This window comes from Allobaculum fili (assembly GCF_020969955.1).
Classification (GTDB): Bacteria; Bacillota_I; Bacilli_A; order Erysipelotrichales; family Erysipelotrichaceae; genus Allobaculum; species Allobaculum fili.
Window position 1 is genome coordinate 1 of the sequence record NZ_JAHDSX010000019.1, and the last position, 19848, is coordinate 19848.

The window sequence follows — 19848 nt, forward strand, 5'->3', positions numbered from 1 at the left end:
TCAATAGATTTTTAGAAAAAAGTGAAAAAACTCGAATCATTCGAGATTTGACTTGAAGAGTAGAAAAAAGACCACATCACTGCTTAACGCTGATGTGGTCTGAGAAATCTTAACTTAATGACATTGGGAAAATTATTATGAAAAAGATTTTAACGACTCTTCTGTCTCTCACAATGATGCTGGTCCTTGCTGCATGCTCCGGCGGAAACAACGGCGGAAGTGCAGCGAAAACGACAGCGGTTTCCGGCGACAAGGTAACGGCAGAACTTCCTTCCGGCTGGAGCCTGGTGACCGGCACCGACATGAACGGGAATGACATGGCGGACTTCATCTGCCATGCCGAGGAATTTGAATATGGCGATCCCTATCTGCAGGTAGAAGAGTATACGAAGGATCTGGACAGTGCGAAGGAGCTTCTGGAATCCGGCGATCCCTATGGAACCTACGATGGAGAAAAAGAGCTGACGAACGGCACCTGGTATGTGGCCGAAAATGCAGCCAGCGCACAGATTGGCGAAAAAGTGTTTATTGTAAAAGGCTACGAGTGTGATTTTGGAAGTGATGAAGTACAGAGTATTCTCGGCACTCTCCAGTGGACGAAATAAATCATATTGCATTATATTTGCCGTTCACAGGCACATGAAAACATCTATGAACAGGGCTCTGCTTTAATGCGGCAGCCCTGTTTTTATTCAGATCCGTCTGGGTATATTCCTTTCGGTCGTACTGCAAAGCAGCTGTGCTGTGCCGATATGGAGAAATGACACATGAACCTTTTACAGGAATAGAAATGCGCATGCTGCGGCGGAGCCATCGAGTTTGACAGCACTGCGCAAAAGATGACTTGTCTGTATTGTCGCCCCGAGTCTGTCCTGGAGACTCTGCAAGGCTATTGAGAGGCTCTGAAAATCGAGCAGCCCGACGATATGCAGTGGGAAACAACGGCGGTCGGTGAGCGGCAGCAGGGAGAATCGGAGAATTTGCGCAGTTCTATGTGCAAGTCCTGCGGCTGGACGATCGTGGGCGAAAAGACCGCCGCCGTGACGGCCTGCCCTTTCTACGGCCAACTTATGGTGATTATGGGTCGTCAGTTAGCAGGTGTGCTGCACCCGGACTAAGTCATTCCTTGTCAGCTGGATAAAAAGACGGTTAAAGCTGCGCTTATGAAGCGTTATGACAGCAAACAGCGTTTTTAAGGATCAGAACCATATTGACGAAGTCAAGGGCATGTATATCTCGTTCTGGCTGCTTGCTGCAGATGCGGAGGCCTATGTGCGCTGTAAACGTTAATTTCCCCAAACAGGTACTCACAGCAAAGCAGTTTCTGGAATAGGAACTAAACGAATGAGAACAAACATCTCCTTTTATGGAGAATTTTTCCGAAGAACCGAGGCACGCATATTTTTGATTTAGCCAAGCTGGGACTGACCAGTCAGGAGCAGCTGAACATCGCCATCTCGCCTGTCAACTCAGATGGATTAAAAAGTCTGCACGGTCATACACCGTACGATTATTTCTGCTTTCTGGAAAAATCTTCTGAAATTCTGGAAAAGCCAGGAATCAAAAAAACAGATCCGGCTTCTGTCCACTTGAAGCCAGATCTGTTAACTCGCTAAACAATAACGAGAGTTAAGAAGGAAAACGAACCCACCTGGATTCACATATTTGGCAGCTGCATTTAGTCCTTCAACTCAAAAATCTTAGCGTGGAAGCAAGGAAAAGGCGAAACGCAGCCCTGGGAAAAGCAAAATCCCCTCAGTTTCCTGGATTAGATAAAGGAAATTGAGAGGGAAAACAGATTTTTGAAAAAGTAAACGAAACGCCCGTTTTTATCCGTTCAATAGCTGCGTTCACTATTTCAATTCACCATCTTTTGAAACACGGCGTATGAAATTCAGCCGATTTTTTTGCAGTTGAGTTCGACAAAATCCCGGGTCAGCGCTTTGGGGCCAGAGACGTGAAAACGAATTACATAGCTGTCCGGCGTACGGCGGATGACTTCCCCGGCACCGATGGTCGGATGACGAATCCATGTACCGACCGCAAAGGACGTTCGGCGCTGATTGGAACGAAGATCGTTTAGAGTCTGCGCGTCTTCCTTGCGTCCAGACTGTTCCTTAATTTCGGTAATATCATTGGCCATCATGATCTTTTTGAAGCCTTCAAAATCTTTCGCTTCGTCCAGCAGGTTGAGCTGGAACAGGGAATGGTAAATCGCGCACGCGCGTGCCTGACAGTTGATCTGCCTGTCGGGGTTGAATTCGATATCGCAGTAGGCGTCGCAGTCTCGTACGGCTGCGGCTTCTTTCGGATTTTCAAGAAGGGTGATCAGATATAGCCAGTTATAAAACAGAAAAACGGGCTCTGTCGGATATTTCTTCTTTTCCAGTTCAAAGAACACCAGCTCGCCGGAATCGCGCAGGCGCGGATCGCGCTTGGCTTCCACGGGGGTTACGCCAAGCAAATCCACATAGGGACCGCCATGGCGAAATGCCTTGGACGCCTGATACACATTTTCCACCGGAAACGCCTTGCGCAAAGAAGGCAGGCGCAGCGTCATGTTAAACGGGGAGAGACGCCGCCCCATTTCTTCGGTCGATTTTGTGCTCACTTCCAGAATCGTTTTGCCAGGATGCTTTTTCTTCCATGTTTCCTGGAGCAGAGCGGAATTTTTCTGCTTCTGTGCGGGAGAAGTCCCGCTGTGCCAGTCAAATTCAACGTCTTCCTGCTGATAGAAAGGGCGTGTCAGTTTTGGAGTATATACAGGTCTAGTTGTCATGGCTTCAGTATAGTTCCCGACAGCGCAAAAGGTTTTGCGCATGAATCAGACAATGCCTCCATGGATGTCTTCATGGATAAGTACCAGAAACCCGGATCGACCAGAAAAGGAAACCGCTCAGAGCAGCAATCGAACCGCTGGATCGGGCGGACAGAAAAAACGATAGATTCAAAAAGCCATGCAAAGGAACGGCTTCGGCTTCCTGCTGCATGGCTTTTCGGTTTAATCGGTTAAAGGGAGTTTACTGATCGTGTTCGCCGGTTTTGTGCTGCAGACGGCGGCAGAAGCGCTCAACTGGACGCGTATACCGGGGAAAGTATCGATCGTTTTCAATGAGATGGCCCAGAGCCTCTTCAATGAGCGGGGCATGGTCGCTCAGGGAATCGAGCGCGTCAAGATGATCGAGCAGCCGCTTTAAAACGTCTTTTCCGGCATGGTCGAGATCGGATTCGTCCAGCGCGCCAAGAAGGTTGAGTTCGGCGGTACAAAGGGAGCTGAGAGCCAATAGATCGTCTCTGTCCTGCTTCCACGCGTTTTCAAAGCCCTGCTCGGCTTTTTCGTATTCGGTTTTCGCGTCTTCTTTCTGTCCGTCTTTTAAGGCGATGGTTCCCAGTTCGTTCTGGATCGAGGCCATCGTAAAGCCGAAAAAGGCGGGATCCTTGAAGGCGCATTTTTCAAATTCATCTAAAGCGCAAAGATACAGTTCCTTTTGCGTCACGTTCGCAAACGGACTGCGATCACGCCATGCTTCGACAGTTTTTGGATCGAAGGAATACGCCGCATAATAGGCGACCCGTCCGAGGTATTCCCGGGAAGAGACCGGAGAATGCAGAAGGAACTCCTTCTGATCGATCCACGCCTGCAAAAACGCAGGGAACGGATTTTCAGGACGGCTTTCCGCCTGATACAGAGCGGACAGGCCTTCGATGTAGTGAATGCGGCTTTTCCAGTAGAGCCGGGCCGGCCATTCGACGCGTTCGGAAATTTCGATGGCTTGGTCGAGGAGCGCGTCAACGAGCGTATCGCGAAGGGAAACGGCTGTATGGCTAGAAGCATGGTCAGAGGTGCGTTCCGTTTTGCGGTCTTTTTTATTGAGCAGCGGATGATGAGCGAGCTGCTGAATGCTGTCGTCCATTTCTTCCTGCTGGATCAGACAGTTGGCAAAGGAAAGCAGAATTTCCAGATGGCAGGCCGAAAGATCGACAATGTGCTCATCCTTGAGGCGATCGAGCTGATCCATGGCGTCCAGGTAAATGCGGTTGGCGTTTTCAAAATCTTCGGCGCCTTCATAGACGTCCGCCAGATTGTTCAGAATCAGAGCCTTGCGCAAAGGGCGCCAGTTTTCTGGAGTGCTGTCGGTACACTCCAGCGCTTTCTGGTAGGCGGCAATGGCTTCTGGATAGGAATACAGAACCGAAAGCAGATCGGCCTGCAGCGTCCACGCCTCGCAAAGCGCATTTTGCAGGGAGGATATGTATTTTGCCCCGGCAATAAAGCTCTGTATTGTCTGAAGCGCGTCGCTCGTTTTGCCCTGCTCATACAGCAGCCATGCGCTGGCCAGATCGTAAAAGGCCAGCAGCGGGCGCAGGGCGGCTGGATTGGTCTTGCCCTGAACGCGTTCCAGATCAGCTTTGGCCTGCTCCCGAAACTGGCTGGCTTTTTTGAGATGTCCGGTCTGCGTATACAGACGACAGAGACGCAGACAGACATGCGCTTCAAACAGAGGCGTCGGTGCACATTCTAGAGCTGCCATAAAAGCGTCTTCAGCTTTTTTATACTGCTGAAGGCCGGCCAGACACTGTCCATACGTCAGCTGCAGCCAGGGCGAGAAAGAAAGACGAAGGCACGTTTTGACCTCGCTTCTGGCTCTGTCGTAATGGAGAGCTTTCATGTTTTTCGCAATTTCAGCCGCGCAAACTGGGGGCTTGCTGGTAAGATCGGGTTTCATCAAGAGAAAGCATAAGCAATCCGGAACGCTTCGACAAACAAAAAGAACGCCCGATCGGGGAGCGTTCTTTCGCAAAATTCGATTTTAGTCTTCTTCGGCAGCCTCTTCGGCCATGCTCTGCTCTTCAGAAGTCAGATCCGGGAGAGTCTGTCCTTCTGGACCCGGACGGTAGTAGATGACATCGACCGGTGCGGACATCTGGCTGTTGAGCATATTGATGTAGGCGGCATCCTGATTGGCGTAGTAGCCGGAATTGTACTTGTTGACGAAGTAGTTGTTGACGAGAACGCCAAGATCCGCAATCGCGTTCAGACCTTCCTTCTTGCCGATAGACGAGAAGATGGAAATGGAGAACGGAGCCGGTCCGTTGGAAATGGCCAGCGTGTTTCGAACGGCGTTGATGTTTCCAATTTTCTGGATGTAATGACCGCTCAGATCGCGGTTGAGGAACGTATTGAGCGACGCGTTTTGCAGCCAGTACTTCAGATCGTTGAACGTACCTGGCGTTTTGTACAGCTTGTACAGAAGATGCATCGTGTAGTCGGCATTCAGTACGTTGTAACGTTCGTTGTAAAACTCCGGTGCCTGCGGAGACGGGGAATACTTGGAAACGAGTTCCTTGAATTTCTCATAGCCGCCAAGGTTTTCGTAAAGCATGTGGCCGGCAATGTTGTCGGAATACAGCAGTGCGGCTTCGAGAAGTTCGTCGATCTGAATTTTATCGCCGACTTTGAACTTGCGGTGAATCGGCTGGTTCAGGTTTTCCTTATCTTCTTCTTCCCGCATTTCTTCGGAGTATTCGAGCGAGTCGTTCGGATTGATCCGTCCGGCTTCGATTTCTTCGTAGTAATACATGCAAAGGGGAAGCTTGTATGTGGAGGCGGCGGTGAAATTGGTTTTTGCATTGTCCGATTCAATGTAGGCATCCGTCGTCAGATCCATGACCGACCAGGAAAATTTGGACTGGTCAATGTTATGCGAATTCAGATAGTCGAGAATCTGCGCTTTCAGATCCGCGAGTTCGGCACCGCTGGTCGAACGTTCAATTTCCGATTTCACTGCATTCAGTTTTTCAAGCTCCTTAGCCGTAATTCCGTTAACGCCAGCCTGTGAAGCCTGACTGGACGAGCTGGCCTTGGAAGAAGCGGAAGACGAAGCGGAAGACAGGGAGGCGCCTGCGTTCTCCGCTGGTTTTGGCGAGAACAACCCGGCGACAGCGCGCATGCCGGCATAGCCGCCGTAGCCCACGAGGCCAACGGCGATGCATACGGCTACAAGGACGATGGCAAGCCGGGGCGGATCGTAGCGGCGCTTTCGCTTCTTTCTTTTAGGAACGACATTCGAGCCCGGCCTGGAGGCGGATCGTGTCGATTTTTTTCTTACAGGTTTATCGGATCGCATATACCTGATCTTATAAAAAGACGGACGTAAGTTCAATAAGCACCCATGGATTGCGTTGCTTTTCTCATCGTGTTTTCGCTGTTCTCAAAAGGAGAGAGGATCATTTCTTTCCTGTCGCGGACTGTAATCGTTTACCTCTTTATCTTGCCGCCTTACGGCAATTTTTAAGACGTTCCATAAAACGCCGGGGCCAACGGCGGCAACGCAACAGGAGCAGGAACCGAAAACGGATAAGAACAGAAAAAAACGGATAAGAACAGAAAAGAGAAGAAAAGGGAAAACGCAGGCGGAAAAACGCAAAAAAGCGGACAGATTTCTCTGCCCGCCGTATGGATCGAATAACTTTATTTTTCGAGCATACCGCTGCGAATTTTGTTTCGGAATGTTTTTCCAAGCAGGGGATGGAGTACCATCGTAAACTCACCGCAGTACTCCCCGGCGGTCGCGCCAAGATTTTTCTTGAAGTAGAAGACGCCGTAGCCTTCTTCATCCGGTTTGAAAAAGCCGGAAATGCCCCAGAAGTTGTAGCGGCGCAGGTTGTGTTCCAGAGCCAGGCGGATCATCGCTTTCTGGGTTACATACGGCCCCATGAAACGGGCGAGATCCGGGCGGCTGCCGCCGTAGAGATAAACCATTTCCGAAGGCGTTTCAAAGAAGATGCCGCCGGCCAGCGGAATCCGATCGGCCGGCTCGGCTTTTCTGAGTTCTACAAGAGCTTCCATCTCCTTTTCGTTATGGGCTTTCTGCTCCTGAATTTCCAGCAGCTGATTGCGCTTCTTTTTCGAATTGGGCATTGCCTCGCAGACGGCCTGCGCTTCTTTTTCCTTTTCGGAAAATTCCTTTTCCTTTTCCTCTAAATACGTACGGTAAGCCGGAACGTTTAAAGCGGAAATGCAGACATAGCCGTGCGGCCCAAACGATTCGAGCAGTTCCTGCCGGCCGGCCGTCGAACCGGAATTGAAGTTATGCTTCTGGGCGCTCTGTTCGAGAAGCGTGTCAAATTCGGAAAGATCGGAATTTTCATCCCCGCGGGTAATGGTGTATTCGAGGTAGGGAAGGTCCGCTTTCTGAAAGGAACGGCGGGTGTTGCCGGCCATTTCCTTCATCAGCTCAGGCCAGGTATACATTTCATGCGGCCGGTCGAGTGCGATTGGAAAGCCTCTGGAAATTTCGGGAAGATTTTTCTGCAAGTCGATCCAGGACACCCAGCGGGACTGGAACCGTTCATCGTAGCCGCGCCAGAGCTTTGTCTTTTCAAAGCCGAGGCCAGCCAGAAGGTCGCGGTAGCTTTCGTTGCAGAAGAGACCTTCAACGACATCGCCGTTTTTATCGTGCGGCTGGTATTCTACGCTGCTTTCAAGCAGCCACAGCAGTGCCCCTTCTTTTTTGAGCGTCTGTCGCATGCCGGAAACAAACTGTTCGAGTTTCACGGGATCCTGGGCGAGTTCCGGGGAGGCACTGACCCATTCGCGCGGGGAAGACGCGTAAGTAAACAGGCGGAAGGCAGGACGGAAGATGGCGTAAATCGCATACAGGATTTTTCCGTCTTCTTCGCCGGCGTAGTAGCGGACAGTTTCATGCGCTTCGTGCGCGCGGGCAAAGTCGCCGCTCTGCAGGAAGCTGTAAGCCATATGCGAGTCGTTCAGAAACTTCGCATACTGCTCGTACGTCAGGGTTCGTATATTCAAGAGCAGACCTCTCTTTCTAGTCATAAAAGAAGATTCGAAGACCGTGCAAAAGGCGCGATCGTCGAATAAGCGTATTCACTATACCATTTTGAAAATGGATCGCTGAAACCGGCACGCAGCGATGAATGCGACCTGGAAAATTCGTGAAATCTTAGGGCTTGCGTTTTTTAGGAAATACCCTGTATAATCCCGATTGTCTTCTTCAGGACAGCCAGACGGCTGCCGGAAAAGACCGTCGGATGACCCGATCGAGCGGCTCAAAAAATTAAAAAATTGAGTTGCACCGATTTGGAAAACCTGATATATTAATCAGGCAGTCAAACGACAGCACAAATCAAAAACTAGTACACAATGGAGGCTTAGCTCAGTTGGGAGAGCGTCTGCCTTACAAGCAGAGGGTCAGCGGTTCGAGCCCGTTAGCCTCCACCATTGTGAATGGAGAGATAGCGAAGTGGCTAAACGCGGCTGACTGTAACTCAGTTCCTTAGGGTTCGGCAGTTCGAATCTGCCTCTCTCCACCACTTGCAGGTGTAGTTCAATGGTAGAACTTCAGCCTTCCAAGCTGACTACGTGAGTTCGATTCTCATCACCTGCTCCATTTGAAATTTTCGGGACTTCGGTCCCGTTTTTTTGTGCACTAAAAAAACTTAGATCGACGGAATTTACATACCCGCTCTCGTGAGAAATTCATGCATGCGTATAATAAGGACATGAAAAACCATTTTAAAGCGATTGTGATTACGCTCCTGGTGATCCTGTGTATTTTCACAGGACTGAGTGGCGCCGCTCTGTTTGGCCTGCAGCGGCAGGTTTCCTCTCTTACCGCTTCGTTTGTGAATCCATCCGATGAACCGAGTGAAAAAGGAGAGGTCACTCTGAGCGCGCCCCAGACGCTGACCCGTTTTTACCAGACTCTGGTCAGTGAATTGAACGAATATGGCGATCCCGCCAAAACGCAGGAAGCGAGTGCCCGCCTTCTGACGCAGGTGTTTGTCAAAACCATGAAGGACTGCACCGTCAGGACGATTGAATACAAGCCAGACGGACTGGAAATCGAAATTCAGGGTGTCTGCGTTCCGTTCGATCAGATCGACAGCTCGCTGGCTTCTTCTGTGCTCTATTCTTCGCTGGGCCGCTACGCGATGAGTCACCCCGTCAATTCCGCCATGGCCATTTTCGGATCGACAGAAAATTTTAAGAGCACTGTGTACGGCGATTTCGTCAACTTCTACCTGGAAGATCTGAAAAACGCGATTATGAAGCTGGATGCCGAACCGGTCTACTATACGATCGACGTGAGCATCGATGCCGAGGGAAACTGGAAAATCCGCACGATCGATACCCAGGAAGGTACCTCTCTTTCGCAGGATGCTGCCAGTTCCCAGACAGTAAATCCGGACGCGGATTCGGACGCTTCGAAAAAGTAACCTCTGACCGCTTCGGAATGCTCCTTTCTTAAATGAGGCGAAATGCCGTATCTCTTATCGCTTACCGCTTATCCGATTTTTCGATCGGAAGCTGTAAGCGGACAGGCACACCCGATCCGTCCAGACACACAGCCCGGTACAATGCAGGTAAATATACGTCTGCAGCGTATCGGGCTATTCTTTCATATACCGGTTTGGAAAGGGGCAAAACAATGAATACGGTTCGCAATTATCATCGCATGATGAAAAAGACCGGCGGCGACAAGCTGCTGTATTCGTTTCTGATTTTTTACTTTGTCGATTGCGCGCTCATTCTCTGGAACGACCCGTCGATTTCCAGCTATGGCGATGCGCTGTGGATGGGCTTTAGCGTCGCGACAACGATCGGGCTTGGCGATTATACGGTCACCACGCCGCTGGCCCGCATTCTCACGATACTTCTCGGCATTTACGGAGCTGTCGTGGCCGCTTATATTCCCGGCCTGATCGCCTCGTCGTACTTTGAAAAACTGACCCGCAAAAGAAAGGCGGTTATGCAGAAACATGGCGAAGCTCTCCAAAACCTTTCGCAGATGAGCCCGGCGCAGAGAAAAGAGCTGTCCGCGCAGATTCGTAAGGAGAACGCGGCATGAAGGTGATCAGTCTTTTTTCTCTGATTCTCAAGCAGACGCATACCCGTCGCTATCTGACGGCGTTTGTCGGGTTCTTTCTCGTTGCCACGCTTCTTTTGTGGCTTACCGATCCAGATCTGCATTCGTGGTGGGATGCGATCTGGTACGGATTCATGTTAGTGACGACCATCGGCTTTGGCGATCTGAAAGCGACGACGCTGGTCTCCCGCCTCATTTCGGTAGTACTCGGCCTGAACGGCATTCTGACAATGGGATTTCTTTGCGGCGTAGGAGCGAGCTGGCTGTTTGAAACAGTCCGGCTTGGACAGGGCGAATCCATTGCGCGCATGCTGGATCAGCTCGAACATCTCGAAGATCTCGATGACGATCAGATCGACCACCTCAGCCGTCAGATTTCCCGGTACGATCCTTCGAAAGAAATCGAGCCGCCCACGAAGGCGTGAAAGCCCATACCGCGCAAAAGCAGGAGAGATCGCCTGATTTCTGGGCAGTATATGTATGAATGAAGTAAAATTGATGAAGATAGATTCCTGTTCCAAAATGCCGGTTCAAACGCCGCCAGACGTGTTCGTCGGGCAAGACCCGGCAGGATCCCATCCGTTAGCCTGCCTGCAGACTTTCGTGAATGAACGATCCAGGAACAGAAAAAAGAAAGCAGGTCTTCGTTTTTGAAAAGGGAAGACCAGAAAGGAATACATATGGAAAAAGTTACCGACACAGTCTATTTTGTGGGCTGTCAGGATCGCGACATTGATCTGTTTGAATCGCAGTACAAAGTTCCTAACGGTGTAAGCTACAACTCCTATCTGATTAAGGATGGAAAAAATGTGCTGATGGACACCGTTGACCGCCGTCGTACAAATGAGTGGCTGGCCAATGTAGAAGAAGCGCTTGCCGGCGAACCGCTCGATTATCTGGTAGTGCAGCATCTGGAACCGGATCACTCCGGAAGCCTGGATGCCATTCTCAAAGCGCATCCGGAAGCCACTGTCGTTGCCAGCGCGAAAGCCTGGTCCATGATTCCCAATTTTGAAGTCACTCCAATTCCGGAAGATCATCGTCTTTCCGTAAAAGAAGGCGACATGCTCGATCTGGGTACGCGCAAGCTGACTTTTGTCATGGCTCCGATGGTACACTGGCCTGAAGTCATGGTGACATACGATGACAAGGACAAAATCCTGTTCTCCGCAGACGGCTTTGGAAAATTCGGAGCCAGCGGAACAGATGAACCGTGGGATGATGAAGCCCGCCGCTATTTCATCAACATCGTAGGCAAATACGGAAAACAGGTACAGGCTCTGCTCAAAAAGGCAGCCGGCCTCGATATCGCCATCATCGCCCCGCTCCACGGACCAGTTCTGAAAGAAGACCTTGGCCGCTACATCAGTCTGTACGACAAGTGGTCGAGCTACACGCCGGAAACGGATGAAATCCTGATCCTCGTCGCTTCCATCCACGGTCACACGAATGTCGTTGCAGACCGCATGAAGGAAATTCTCGAAGCGAAAGGACAGAAAGTCCGCCTCATGGACGTAACCCGTCAGGATACGCACGAAGCCGTTGCCCAGTGCTACCGCTGCAAAAAAATCGTGCTGATCGCCTGCTCCTATGATGCCGGCGTATTCCCGGCGATGGAACGCGTGCTGTCCATTCTTGCCCACAAGAACTTCCAGAACCGCACGATTGCCATGATCCAGAACGGATCCTGGGCACCAAGCGCTGCCAAGACGATGAAATCCATCCTCGAAGGCTGCAAGGATATCCAGTATGTCGAACCGGTCGTAACGATTACAACGTCGCTCAAGGAAAAAGACATCGCCCCAATGGAAGAACTCGCCGATCACCTGATCGCTGCAGAATAAAACCAATCGCCATGGAAAAATCCGCTCTGGATGCTTCCATGGCTTTTTTTGATTTAGGACGGTTTTTGCGAAAGAAAGACAGACGGGCACCTCGCGTGAAAAAAAGAGCGGGGCTGTTCGATTCTGAAAAAAAACAGACCGATAAAGTGTTCCGCAGTCCATACCCATCGCCCAGGTGAAAACCAGAAACCGATGCAGAGACGCGGAGAAATCGGCGGAGGATCCTTTATGAATGAACAAACGTGGCTCGAGCAGAAACTGGCCCAGAATGGCTTTACGCTCGAAGATCTGAGCAAGCAGACCGGAATCGATCGCTCAACGCTTTTAAAAATGGCAGAGAAGGAAGAAGCCAGAGACGAACAGTGGAATACGGTGCTTTCCGTACTGAACAGCTATCCGATTCTGTATACGCCTTCTGCAGACCTGCTTGATCTTCTGTGCCAGCGCATAGAGCAGAGCTCGGCGCAGGAAATGTGTACCGTTTACTATGGCGTCAACCAGAGCAATCTCATTTTCGCCCTCTGTCAGTTTGAAGACGGCTCGATTCACGGCGCCAATGTGCAGCCGGATTTTCTGCGTTCGCTGCACCTTCCGCTTGGTGAAGTGCTCCAGCTGTTTCAGGCGCAGGAACTGGCTCTTGAAAACGGAAAGCTGAGCTGAAGACACGGAAAAGCGTGTGCAAAAGAAAAGTCAGACATCTGCCTGTCCTTCTGTGTCAGAGCAGACAAGGCTGAACTGAATCCAGAGGGACTGGAAAGAACACAGAAACAGCGCTGTGATTTCTCAAAAGGAGCACAGCGCCGTTTGTTTCGTTATTCTTTTCAAATTGGTTCCGAAAACTTTAAGAGTTTTCGCCATAATCAGAGCTGAAGTACGATACCCGTAATCGCGCAGATGACAATCAGCGCGATCGGGTGGAGCTTTTTAAAGGAGAAGGCCACGATGCCAAAAAGCACGATGAGGCCCAGATTGATCCAGAAGCTCTGATTCAGTACGAATCCCGAAGGGAAGAGTACGCTGACCACTACGCCGATGGCCGCCGATACGATCAGCGCGCAGGAAGCGGGGCGCAGTCCGTAAAACGCGTCCTGTACGTAGGGGTTGTCCTTGGCCGACTGCAGAACCCGTGCGATCACGCAGATGATGATGACGCTTGGCATGACCAGAGCAGCCGTTGTCAGAATTCCGCCGAGAATGTTATTGCCGGTGGCGTGATAGCCGACGTAGGTTGCCATGTTAATGCCGATCGGTCCCGGAGTGGATTCGGAAATGGCGATCATGTTGAGCAGATCCTGTTCGGTAAACCAGTGATAGCGCTCCATCATCTCATAAAGAAACGGGATGGTGGCCAGACCGCCGCCGACCGAAAACAGACCGGTTTTGAAAAATTCAAGGAAAAGGGTCCAGTACAGACTAAGCATGACGGTCCTCCTCTGGCTTTACGCTCTCTTCCAGCTTGGCGCTCGCCTTTGCGGGCACGTTCGCGTCGGATTTTGATTGCGCAGACGGCGTTTCTGTCGTATCTTGTTTTGGCTGATTCGTCGCAGACGACGCTTTGGCTTTAGCTAACGCCGGCCACTTTACAGGCGCTTTCTTTCCCAGAATGCCTGCGGCGGCTGCCAGGATGACGATGATCGTCGCGGAAAGCAGATTGAAGTAGGAAAGTCCCAGAAACAGGACAAACAGAGCCAGAGCGTACCAGTCTTTGACGCCGGCTTTGAACATCTTCAAAACGGCCTGCATAATCAGAACGCATACCGCAATACGGATGCCCGCCAGGGCGTGCTGAACGATCGGCTGATCCGCAAACGAGGTCATCAGCGACGCGATCAGCATGATGATGACCAGCGAAGGAAAGACGATGCCGGCTGTCGCCATGATGGCGCCGGGGGTCTTTTTCTGGGAGTATCCGACAAACGTGGCGGTATTGACGGCGATGATTCCTGGTGTACACTGACCGATGGCGTAATAGTCCATCAGTTCGTCATACGTTGCCCAGTGCTTCTTGTTGACGACTTCTTTTTCCAGCATGGGAAGCATGGCCAGTCCGCCGCCAAACGTGAACAGGCCGATTTTGGAAAAGGTTAGAAATAAATCTGCATAAATGTTCATAAGCGTTAAATTCCGTTTTTTCCTTAGTTTGTTCTCTGATTCTTTGAGGGTCAACACTTTCGACTTGAAACAGGTCAGCAGGCTTGAGAAAAGCGGAAGAAAATTACACGATGAGAAAAGGTTAGAGACTTTATTTACAATCCAGGCAGGATGACGTGTATATTCCTGTCTTGAAATGAGGTTGATTATGAAACGATTGAAACGGCTTCTCAAGCCGGTGATTGCGCTGTCCCTGTTCGTGCTGACAGGATGTTCTGGCGGATCCGGACAGGATCTGAAAGTGGTCAGCGACAAAACCGTAGAGCTTGGTGAAACAGTATCCCTGGCTCCTTCCGAGTATCTGTTAAACGAGCCGGATGAGAGCATTCTGAACGAAATTACCGTCGATTCCGATCTGAAGACGGATTCCGACAAATATACCTATAACGGCTTCAAGGAAACCGTCACATCCAAAGATAAGAAGTACCTCGATATCGGTACGTACAAGCTGACGCTCAAATACGACGGCAAGGACTATCCGGTAACGCTGCGCGTGGAAGATACCGTGATGCCGGAGTTCATTTCGCCTTCCGCAGTCGTTACGATTCCGGTCGGCAAAACCGACTTCGATTTCTCGAAAATTTATCGGACCGACGATAAATCGGATGTGGAAATCCGCCTTGACGGTTTTTATAACCTGAACAAGGAAGGCACGTATCCGGTAACGATCGTGGCGACCGACGCGGCCGGCAACACGAACTCGATCGAAATTACGATCAACGTCGTTGCCGACAATACCCACATTACTGCGTCCGATCAGTTCGATGACGAAGTGGTTCCGTCTCCAGATGGGGACGACACCAGCAATGGCTCCCAGACGCCGGTGATTCCTGATCCGGAAGAACCGGTCGATGATCAGAAGCCCGACAAACCGAGCGTTCCGACGGCCTGCTCGATTTCCACGCTGCCTGCCGGTGCAGAAAGCGCGGAAGTCTACTACAGCTTCTCCGATCTGTACGCAGCCGGTACCGCATGGAATCAGCTTTCTCCAAACAACTATTTCTTCTATCTTGAAGGCGCGGACGACTGCGGAAACAAAGTCTACTTCCTGACTAAGGGAACGCAGACTCCGGATCCATCCGCCCAGCCCCAGCAGACGCCAAATGCTGCCGGAGACGACAATTCCAAATAGAAACTGCCAAAGACCCAGCCAGAAAAGCCGGGTCTTTTTTGCGCTCTTTTGGGCTTCTGCACGGCTGCTGCGCTGCTGCTTTCGGTTTTGACGCAGCAGCTTTCTGCCGCTGGATCACCGGAAAACCGGCACTTTTCTCCATGATTGCAGGCGCAGAAGACAAGGCCAGAACCGGAGGACAAATGAAGAAAATCTGGTCGGCCATTTTCGAAAAAGGGCGGTCAGTCCATCGAAAAGCTAGTGTATCATTTAAATCAGATAGAAGTATATTTTGCGAGACACGCCTCGCACGATTTTACGATGCCCGCAATGAAAGGGGGCTGAGGATGAAATACAGTTTTGATGAAGTTATCGATCGAACCGGATACCGTTGTGCCAAATACGACGAACGCCTGCAGAAATTCGGTCGGGCGGATGTCCTTCCGCTCTGGGTGGCGGATATGGATTTCAAAACGGCACAGCCGATCATTGACGCCTGTGTCGCCAAGGCAAAAGAAGGCATTTGGGGCTATACATCAAGACCCGACAGCTATTTTCAGGCGGTCCAGGACTGGCAGCTGCGGCGAAACCAGTGGAAGCCGGATACGAAGTTAATGAGCTGGAGTCTTGGCGTCGTCCCGGCCATGAGCGCCATTTTGCACATCTTTTCCGATCCGCAGGATCGTATTCCCATTCAGACGCCGGTGTATTCCGACTTTTACGACATCGTTGAGGACAGCGGTCGAATTGTGGTCGAAAACCGGCTGCTGGAACAGAACGGGCGCTGGCAAATCGATTTTGATGATTTTGCCCGAAAGGCCAGAACATGCAGAATTTTCCTGATTTGCAGTCCGCACAATTCCGTCGGACGGGTATGGAGCCGGGACGAACTTACACGCATGGCGCAAATCTGCATCGAAAACGATGTGCTGATCGTTTCGGATGAAATTCATTCGGATCTGATTTTTAACGGGTGTCGACATATCCCGACCGCGTCTCTGTCGGAAGATATTGGTCGGCATGTCATCACGGCACCTCTATTTCCAAGACGTTCAACCTCGCCGGAATGCAGGCCAGTACGACGATTTTCCGGATGCGAAGAAAAAAGAGCGTTTCGACCGCTTCTGGGGCGCCATGGACATTCATCGAAACAACGCCTTCAGTTCCGTGGCGATGGAAGCGTCGTACCGGCATGGCGAAGAGTGGCTGGACCAGCTTCTCTTCTATTTGCAGGGAAACTTTGACTGCGTCTGCGACTTCTGCAAAAAATGGATTCCGCAAATCCGGCCAAATCATCCCAATGCAACGTATCTGATATGGCTGGACTGCCGGGATCTGCATCTGAGCGATGATGCGCTGCGCGATTTTTTCATTGAGAGGGCTGAACGAAGGGCGATCGTTTGACCGCAGCTCCGGCTATATGCGCCTGAACGCCGCCTGTCCAAGATCCATTCTCGAACAGGCTATGCATCGGCTCAAAAAGGCCGTCGACGACCTGGTGACAGAAGGCAGGCAAAAGCAGGAAACGGCATGAGATAGAACGGTGTGAGATAGAAGAAAACAGGAAATACGGTCAGGGAAAGGAAGGAAAGACTTATGAATAAGGAAAGTCCGCTCTATGCGGCGTATACGCAAATACTGAAGGACGAACTCATTCCCGCAATGGGATGCACGGAGCCGATTGCGATTGCCTATGCCGCGGCTAAAGCCAGAGACGTGCTTGGATGTCTGCCGGAGTCCGTAAATGTGTCCGTCAGCAGCAATATTATCAAAAACGTAAAAAGCGTCGTCGTTCCCAATACGGACGGAAGCAAAGGCATTGCGGCCGCAGCCGCCGCGGGAATTGTGGCAGGAAAGGCGGATCAGGCGCTTGAAGTCATCGCTCAGGTCACTCCGGAGCAGAAAGCACAGATGTACGCCTTTTTGAAGCAGACGCCCATCACGGTCGAAGCAATCGATCATGGTCTCGTTTTTGATCTGATCGTCTCGCTTCAAAGCGGCCGGCAGACGTCTTCAGTCCGGATTGCCAACGCCCACACGCAAATTGTCTTCATTGAGAAAAATGGCCAGATACTTCTGGATCGAACCGATCAGATCGACAGCTCCTGCGCATACGATGGGGCGTTCAGAAGCGGACAGATCGATCCGGATCTTCTGACCGTCGAAAAGATTTATGAATTTGCAAACGACTGCGACATTGAAGATGTCCGGGCCGTTCTCGACCGTCAGATCGCGTACAATACGGCGATTGCCGAAGAAGGGCTGCGCCGCAGCTATGGCGCTAATATCGGATCGACGATGCTCAAATACTATGGCAATACCATACGCAATCGGGCGATCGCCAAAGCGGCAGCCGGATCGGATGCGCGCATGAGCGGCTGCGAGCTGCCCGTCATCATTAATTCCGGTTCAGGAAACCAGGGCATGACGGTTTCCATCCCGGTCATTGAATACGCAAAGGAGCTGAACTCCAGCAAAGAGCAGCTGTACCGGGCTCTGGTGCTTTCCAATCTCATCGCCATTCACGAAAAGACCGGAATCGGGCGTCTGTCCGCCTACTGCGGAGCGGTCACAGCCGGCTGCGCGGCAGGATGCGGAATCGCCTTTTTACAGGGTGCGGATCGCAAGGCGATTGAACACACGCTGGTCAATTCGCTGGCGATCGTTTCGGGCATCATCTGCGATGGCGCCAAGCCAAGCTGTGCCGCGAAAATCGCTTCGAGCGTGGAAGCGGGCATTCTGGGCTATCACATGTACTTGAACGGCCAGGAATTTTTAGGCGGCGACGGCATTGTCACCAAAGGCGTGGAAAACACGATCCGAAATATCGGACGCCTTGGCCGGGAAGGCATGCGGCAGACCGATCAGGAAATCGTGCAGATCATGCTGGGCTGTTCGGACCGCACGCTCTGAGTCCTGCAGAGCTTTTCAAGGCAAAGTCCATAAAATCAAACGAATCGAATGAAAAGATCGCCGAATGGAAAAGGATTGTCTGCCGGTTCGGCTATAATTCCCCAAACAGAGCGGATTCCAGACGTTCCGGACGCCCGTGAGGCGGCCGCATTCCGGAATCCGGAAAGGAGTTTTTATGAAAGTCGTTATTGTTGGCGGAGTAGCCGGCGGCGCCACAGCAGCTGCCCGCATCCGCCGTCTGGATGAGCAGGCGCAGATTACGGTATTTGAACGCTCGCATCATATTTCGTATGCCAACTGCGGCCTGCCGTATTACATTGGCGGCGTTATTTCCGACCGCCGCGATCTCACGCTCCAGACCCCGGAAAGCTTCGACGCGCGCTTTCGCGTAAACATGAAAGTCCGTCATGAAGTGACCGCCATTCATCCCGATCGTAAAACTGTCTCGGTGACGAATCTGGAAACCGGGGAAACGTTTGAAGAACCGTATGACAAGCTGCTGCTTTCCCCAGGCGCAAGACCGGTGCTTCCGCGTTTAACCGGCATGGACGCCGATCAGCTGTTCACGCTGCGTACGGTAGAAGATACGCTTCGCGTCAAGGACTATATCGATACGCATCATCCCAGATCGGTCGTTCTGGCCGGCGGCGGCTTTATCGGCATGGAGCTGGCGGAAAATCTGCGCGAACTTGGCATCGACGTGACCATCGTGCAGCGACCGAAACAGCTCATGAACCCGTTTGATCCGGACATGGCGGCGCTGATTCAGGGCGAAATGCGGCGGCATGGCGTAAAGCTGGCTCTCGGCCAGACGGTAGAAGGATTTCGAAAAAAGGAAAACGGTGTGGATGTTCTGCTCAAGGAGCAGGCGCCTCTTCACGCCGACATGGTCATTCTGGCTATCGGCGTCGCGCCGGATTCAAAGCTGGCCAAGGACGCCGGTCTGAAGCTGGGCATCAAGGACAGCATTCTCGTCAACGAGCGCATGGAAACGTCCGTTCCGGACATTTACGCCGTCGGCGATGCTGTTCAGGTTTCTCATTATGTAACCGGCGATCCGGCCCTGATCGCACTGGCCGGCCCGGCGAATAAACAGGGACGCATTGCAGCCGATAACATCTGCGGCAAGGACAGCCATTACAAAGGCTCGCAGGGCAGCAGCATTCTGAAAGTCTTTGACCTCGATGCCGCCGTCACCGGGCTAAGTGAGACGGCCGCCCGCAAAGCCGGTCTCGATGTCGACTCCGTCATTCTTTCTCCGATGAGCCATGCCGGCTATTATCCCGGCGGCAAAGTCATGACTATGAAAGTCGTCTTTGAAAAGGGAACGTACCGTCTTCTCGGCGCGCAGATCGTCGGCTATGAAGGAGTGGACAAGCGCATCGATGTGCTGGCGACCGCCCTTCACTGCAAAATGAACGCGGTCGATCTCAAGGATCTCGATCTGGCGTACGCTCCGCCGTATTCCTCGGCAAAAGATCCTGTAAACATGGCGGGATTCATGATCGAAAACATCCGGGACGGCATTTTGAAGCAGTGGCATCTCGACGATCTGGAGGCGATCGAACACAATCCCGATGTAACCCGGCTCGATGTGCGCACGAATGGAGAATATGCGTGGGGCCATATCGAAGGCTTTCTAAATATTCCTGTCGATGAACTGCGCGGGTGCCTGAATGAACTTGATCCCAGAAAACCGGTTTACGTCATCTGCCAGAGCGGTCTGCGCAGCTACATCGCCTGCCGGATTCTGGAAGCCAACGGGTTTGACTGCTACAACTTTGCCGGCGGATATCGCTTTTACGATGAAGTTACGCACGAACGGCAGCTGGTGGAATCGGCCTTCCCCTGCGGCATGGATCGATAAGAAAGATCCGGCACAGACAAGCCGCTGAAAAAGAAACATCTGAAACAGAGCGGGAAAAAGAACGGCTGA

General features: G+C 51.6%; 17 protein-coding genes and 3 tRNA genes. 14 read left to right on the forward strand and 6 right to left on the reverse strand.

Annotated features, from left to right (window positions below; translation table 11 throughout):
* Positions 1-137 precede the first annotated feature (137 nt).
* On the forward strand, positions 138-605 hold the full coding sequence (locus Afil_RS05740; protein WP_230267614.1) for a hypothetical protein: 468 nt from the start codon (positions 138-140) through the stop codon (positions 603-605).
* A 321-nt stretch (positions 606-926) separates the two neighbouring features.
* Complete coding sequence (locus tag Afil_RS05745; RefSeq protein WP_230267615.1) at positions 927-1118, forward strand: hypothetical protein; 192 nt, start codon at positions 927-929, stop codon at positions 1116-1118.
* 776 nt (positions 1119-1894) lie between these two features.
* Here the strand turns inward: Afil_RS05745 and Afil_RS05750 are convergent.
* From Afil_RS05750 to Afil_RS05765, 4 genes are all read right to left on the reverse strand, one after another.
* Entirely contained in the window at positions 1895-2779 is an 885-nt protein-coding gene (locus tag Afil_RS05750) for a DarT1-associated NADAR antitoxin family protein (RefSeq protein ID WP_230267616.1), read from the reverse strand.
* A 241-nt stretch (positions 2780-3020) separates the two neighbouring features.
* The gene (locus Afil_RS05755; RefSeq protein ID WP_230267617.1) at positions 3021-4670 is read right to left on the reverse strand and encodes a tetratricopeptide repeat protein; all 1650 of its coding nucleotides are present in this window, start codon (positions 4668-4670) and stop codon (positions 3021-3023) included.
* Between the two features lie 141 nt (positions 4671-4811).
* Complete coding sequence (locus Afil_RS05760; protein ID WP_230267618.1) at positions 4812-6128, reverse strand: serine hydrolase; 1317 nt, start codon at positions 6126-6128, stop codon at positions 4812-4814.
* A 344-nt stretch (positions 6129-6472) separates the two neighbouring features.
* The gene (locus tag Afil_RS05765; RefSeq protein WP_230267619.1) at positions 6473-7816 is read right to left on the reverse strand and encodes a peptidoglycan bridge formation glycyltransferase FemA/FemB family protein; all 1344 of its coding nucleotides are present in this window, start codon (positions 7814-7816) and stop codon (positions 6473-6475) included.
* A gap of 353 nt (positions 7817-8169) precedes the next feature.
* Between Afil_RS05765 and Afil_RS05770 the strand changes: the two genes are divergently transcribed.
* From Afil_RS05770 to Afil_RS05805, 8 genes are all read left to right on the forward strand, one after another.
* Positions 8170-8245: transfer RNA gene (locus tag Afil_RS05770), tRNA-Val, on the forward strand.
* 8 nt (positions 8246-8253) lie between these two features.
* A tRNA-Tyr gene (locus Afil_RS05775) sits at positions 8254-8337 on the forward strand.
* 3 nt (positions 8338-8340) lie between these two features.
* Positions 8341-8414 (forward strand) — tRNA-Gly (locus Afil_RS05780).
* A gap of 91 nt (positions 8415-8505) precedes the next feature.
* Positions 8506-9243, forward strand: a complete 738-nt coding sequence (locus Afil_RS05785) for a hypothetical protein (RefSeq protein WP_230267620.1) — start codon at positions 8506-8508, stop codon at positions 9241-9243.
* Positions 9244-9455: 212 nt separating this feature from the next.
* A complete protein-coding gene (locus Afil_RS05790) occupies positions 9456-9875 on the forward strand; it encodes a potassium channel family protein (RefSeq protein WP_230267621.1) in 420 nt (139 codons plus the stop codon).
* Positions 9872-10318 carry a potassium channel family protein gene (locus Afil_RS05795; RefSeq protein ID WP_230267622.1) on the forward strand — a complete coding sequence of 149 codons (447 nt, stop codon included), beginning with the start codon at positions 9872-9874 and terminating at the stop codon, positions 10316-10318. The genes Afil_RS05790 and Afil_RS05795 overlap by 4 nt, the downstream gene beginning before the upstream one ends.
* 255 nt (positions 10319-10573) lie before the next feature.
* Positions 10574-11737, forward strand: a complete 1164-nt coding sequence (locus tag Afil_RS05800; RefSeq protein WP_230267623.1) for an FprA family A-type flavoprotein — start codon at positions 10574-10576, stop codon at positions 11735-11737.
* 228 nt (positions 11738-11965) lie between these two features.
* Positions 11966-12397, forward strand: a complete 432-nt coding sequence (locus Afil_RS05805; RefSeq protein WP_230267624.1) for a hypothetical protein — start codon at positions 11966-11968, stop codon at positions 12395-12397.
* Positions 12398-12597: 200 nt separating this feature from the next.
* On the opposite strand, the gene Afil_RS05810 is transcribed toward Afil_RS05805, so the two are convergent.
* Both Afil_RS05810 and Afil_RS05815 read right to left on the reverse strand, forming a co-directional pair.
* On the reverse strand, positions 12598-13158 hold the full coding sequence (locus Afil_RS05810) for a chromate transporter (protein WP_230267625.1): 561 nt from the start codon (positions 13156-13158) through the stop codon (positions 12598-12600).
* Positions 13151-13849, reverse strand: a complete 699-nt coding sequence (locus Afil_RS05815; protein WP_230267626.1) for a chromate transporter — start codon at positions 13847-13849, stop codon at positions 13151-13153. The genes Afil_RS05810 and Afil_RS05815 overlap by 8 nt, the downstream gene beginning before the upstream one ends.
* Before the next feature lie 187 nt (positions 13850-14036).
* On the opposite strand from Afil_RS05815, the gene Afil_RS05820 reads away from it, so the two are divergent.
* The 4 genes from Afil_RS05820 (at position 14037) to Afil_RS05835 (ending at position 19779) form a co-directional block, all read left to right on the forward strand.
* Positions 14037-15020, forward strand: coding sequence for a hypothetical protein (locus tag Afil_RS05820; protein ID WP_230267627.1), 984 nt, complete (start codon positions 14037-14039; stop codon positions 15018-15020).
* A gap of 326 nt (positions 15021-15346) precedes the next feature.
* Positions 15347-16243, forward strand: coding sequence for a MalY/PatB family protein (locus tag Afil_RS05825; protein WP_230267628.1), 897 nt, complete (start codon positions 15347-15349; stop codon positions 16241-16243).
* A gap of 352 nt (positions 16244-16595) precedes the next feature.
* The gene (locus tag Afil_RS05830) at positions 16596-17912 is read left to right on the forward strand and encodes an L-cysteine desulfidase family protein (RefSeq protein ID WP_230267629.1); all 1317 of its coding nucleotides are present in this window, start codon (positions 16596-16598) and stop codon (positions 17910-17912) included.
* 175 nt (positions 17913-18087) lie between these two features.
* A complete protein-coding gene (locus Afil_RS05835) occupies positions 18088-19779 on the forward strand; it encodes an FAD-dependent oxidoreductase (RefSeq protein ID WP_230267630.1) in 1692 nt (563 codons plus the stop codon).
* Positions 19780-19848: the final 69 nt, after the last annotated feature.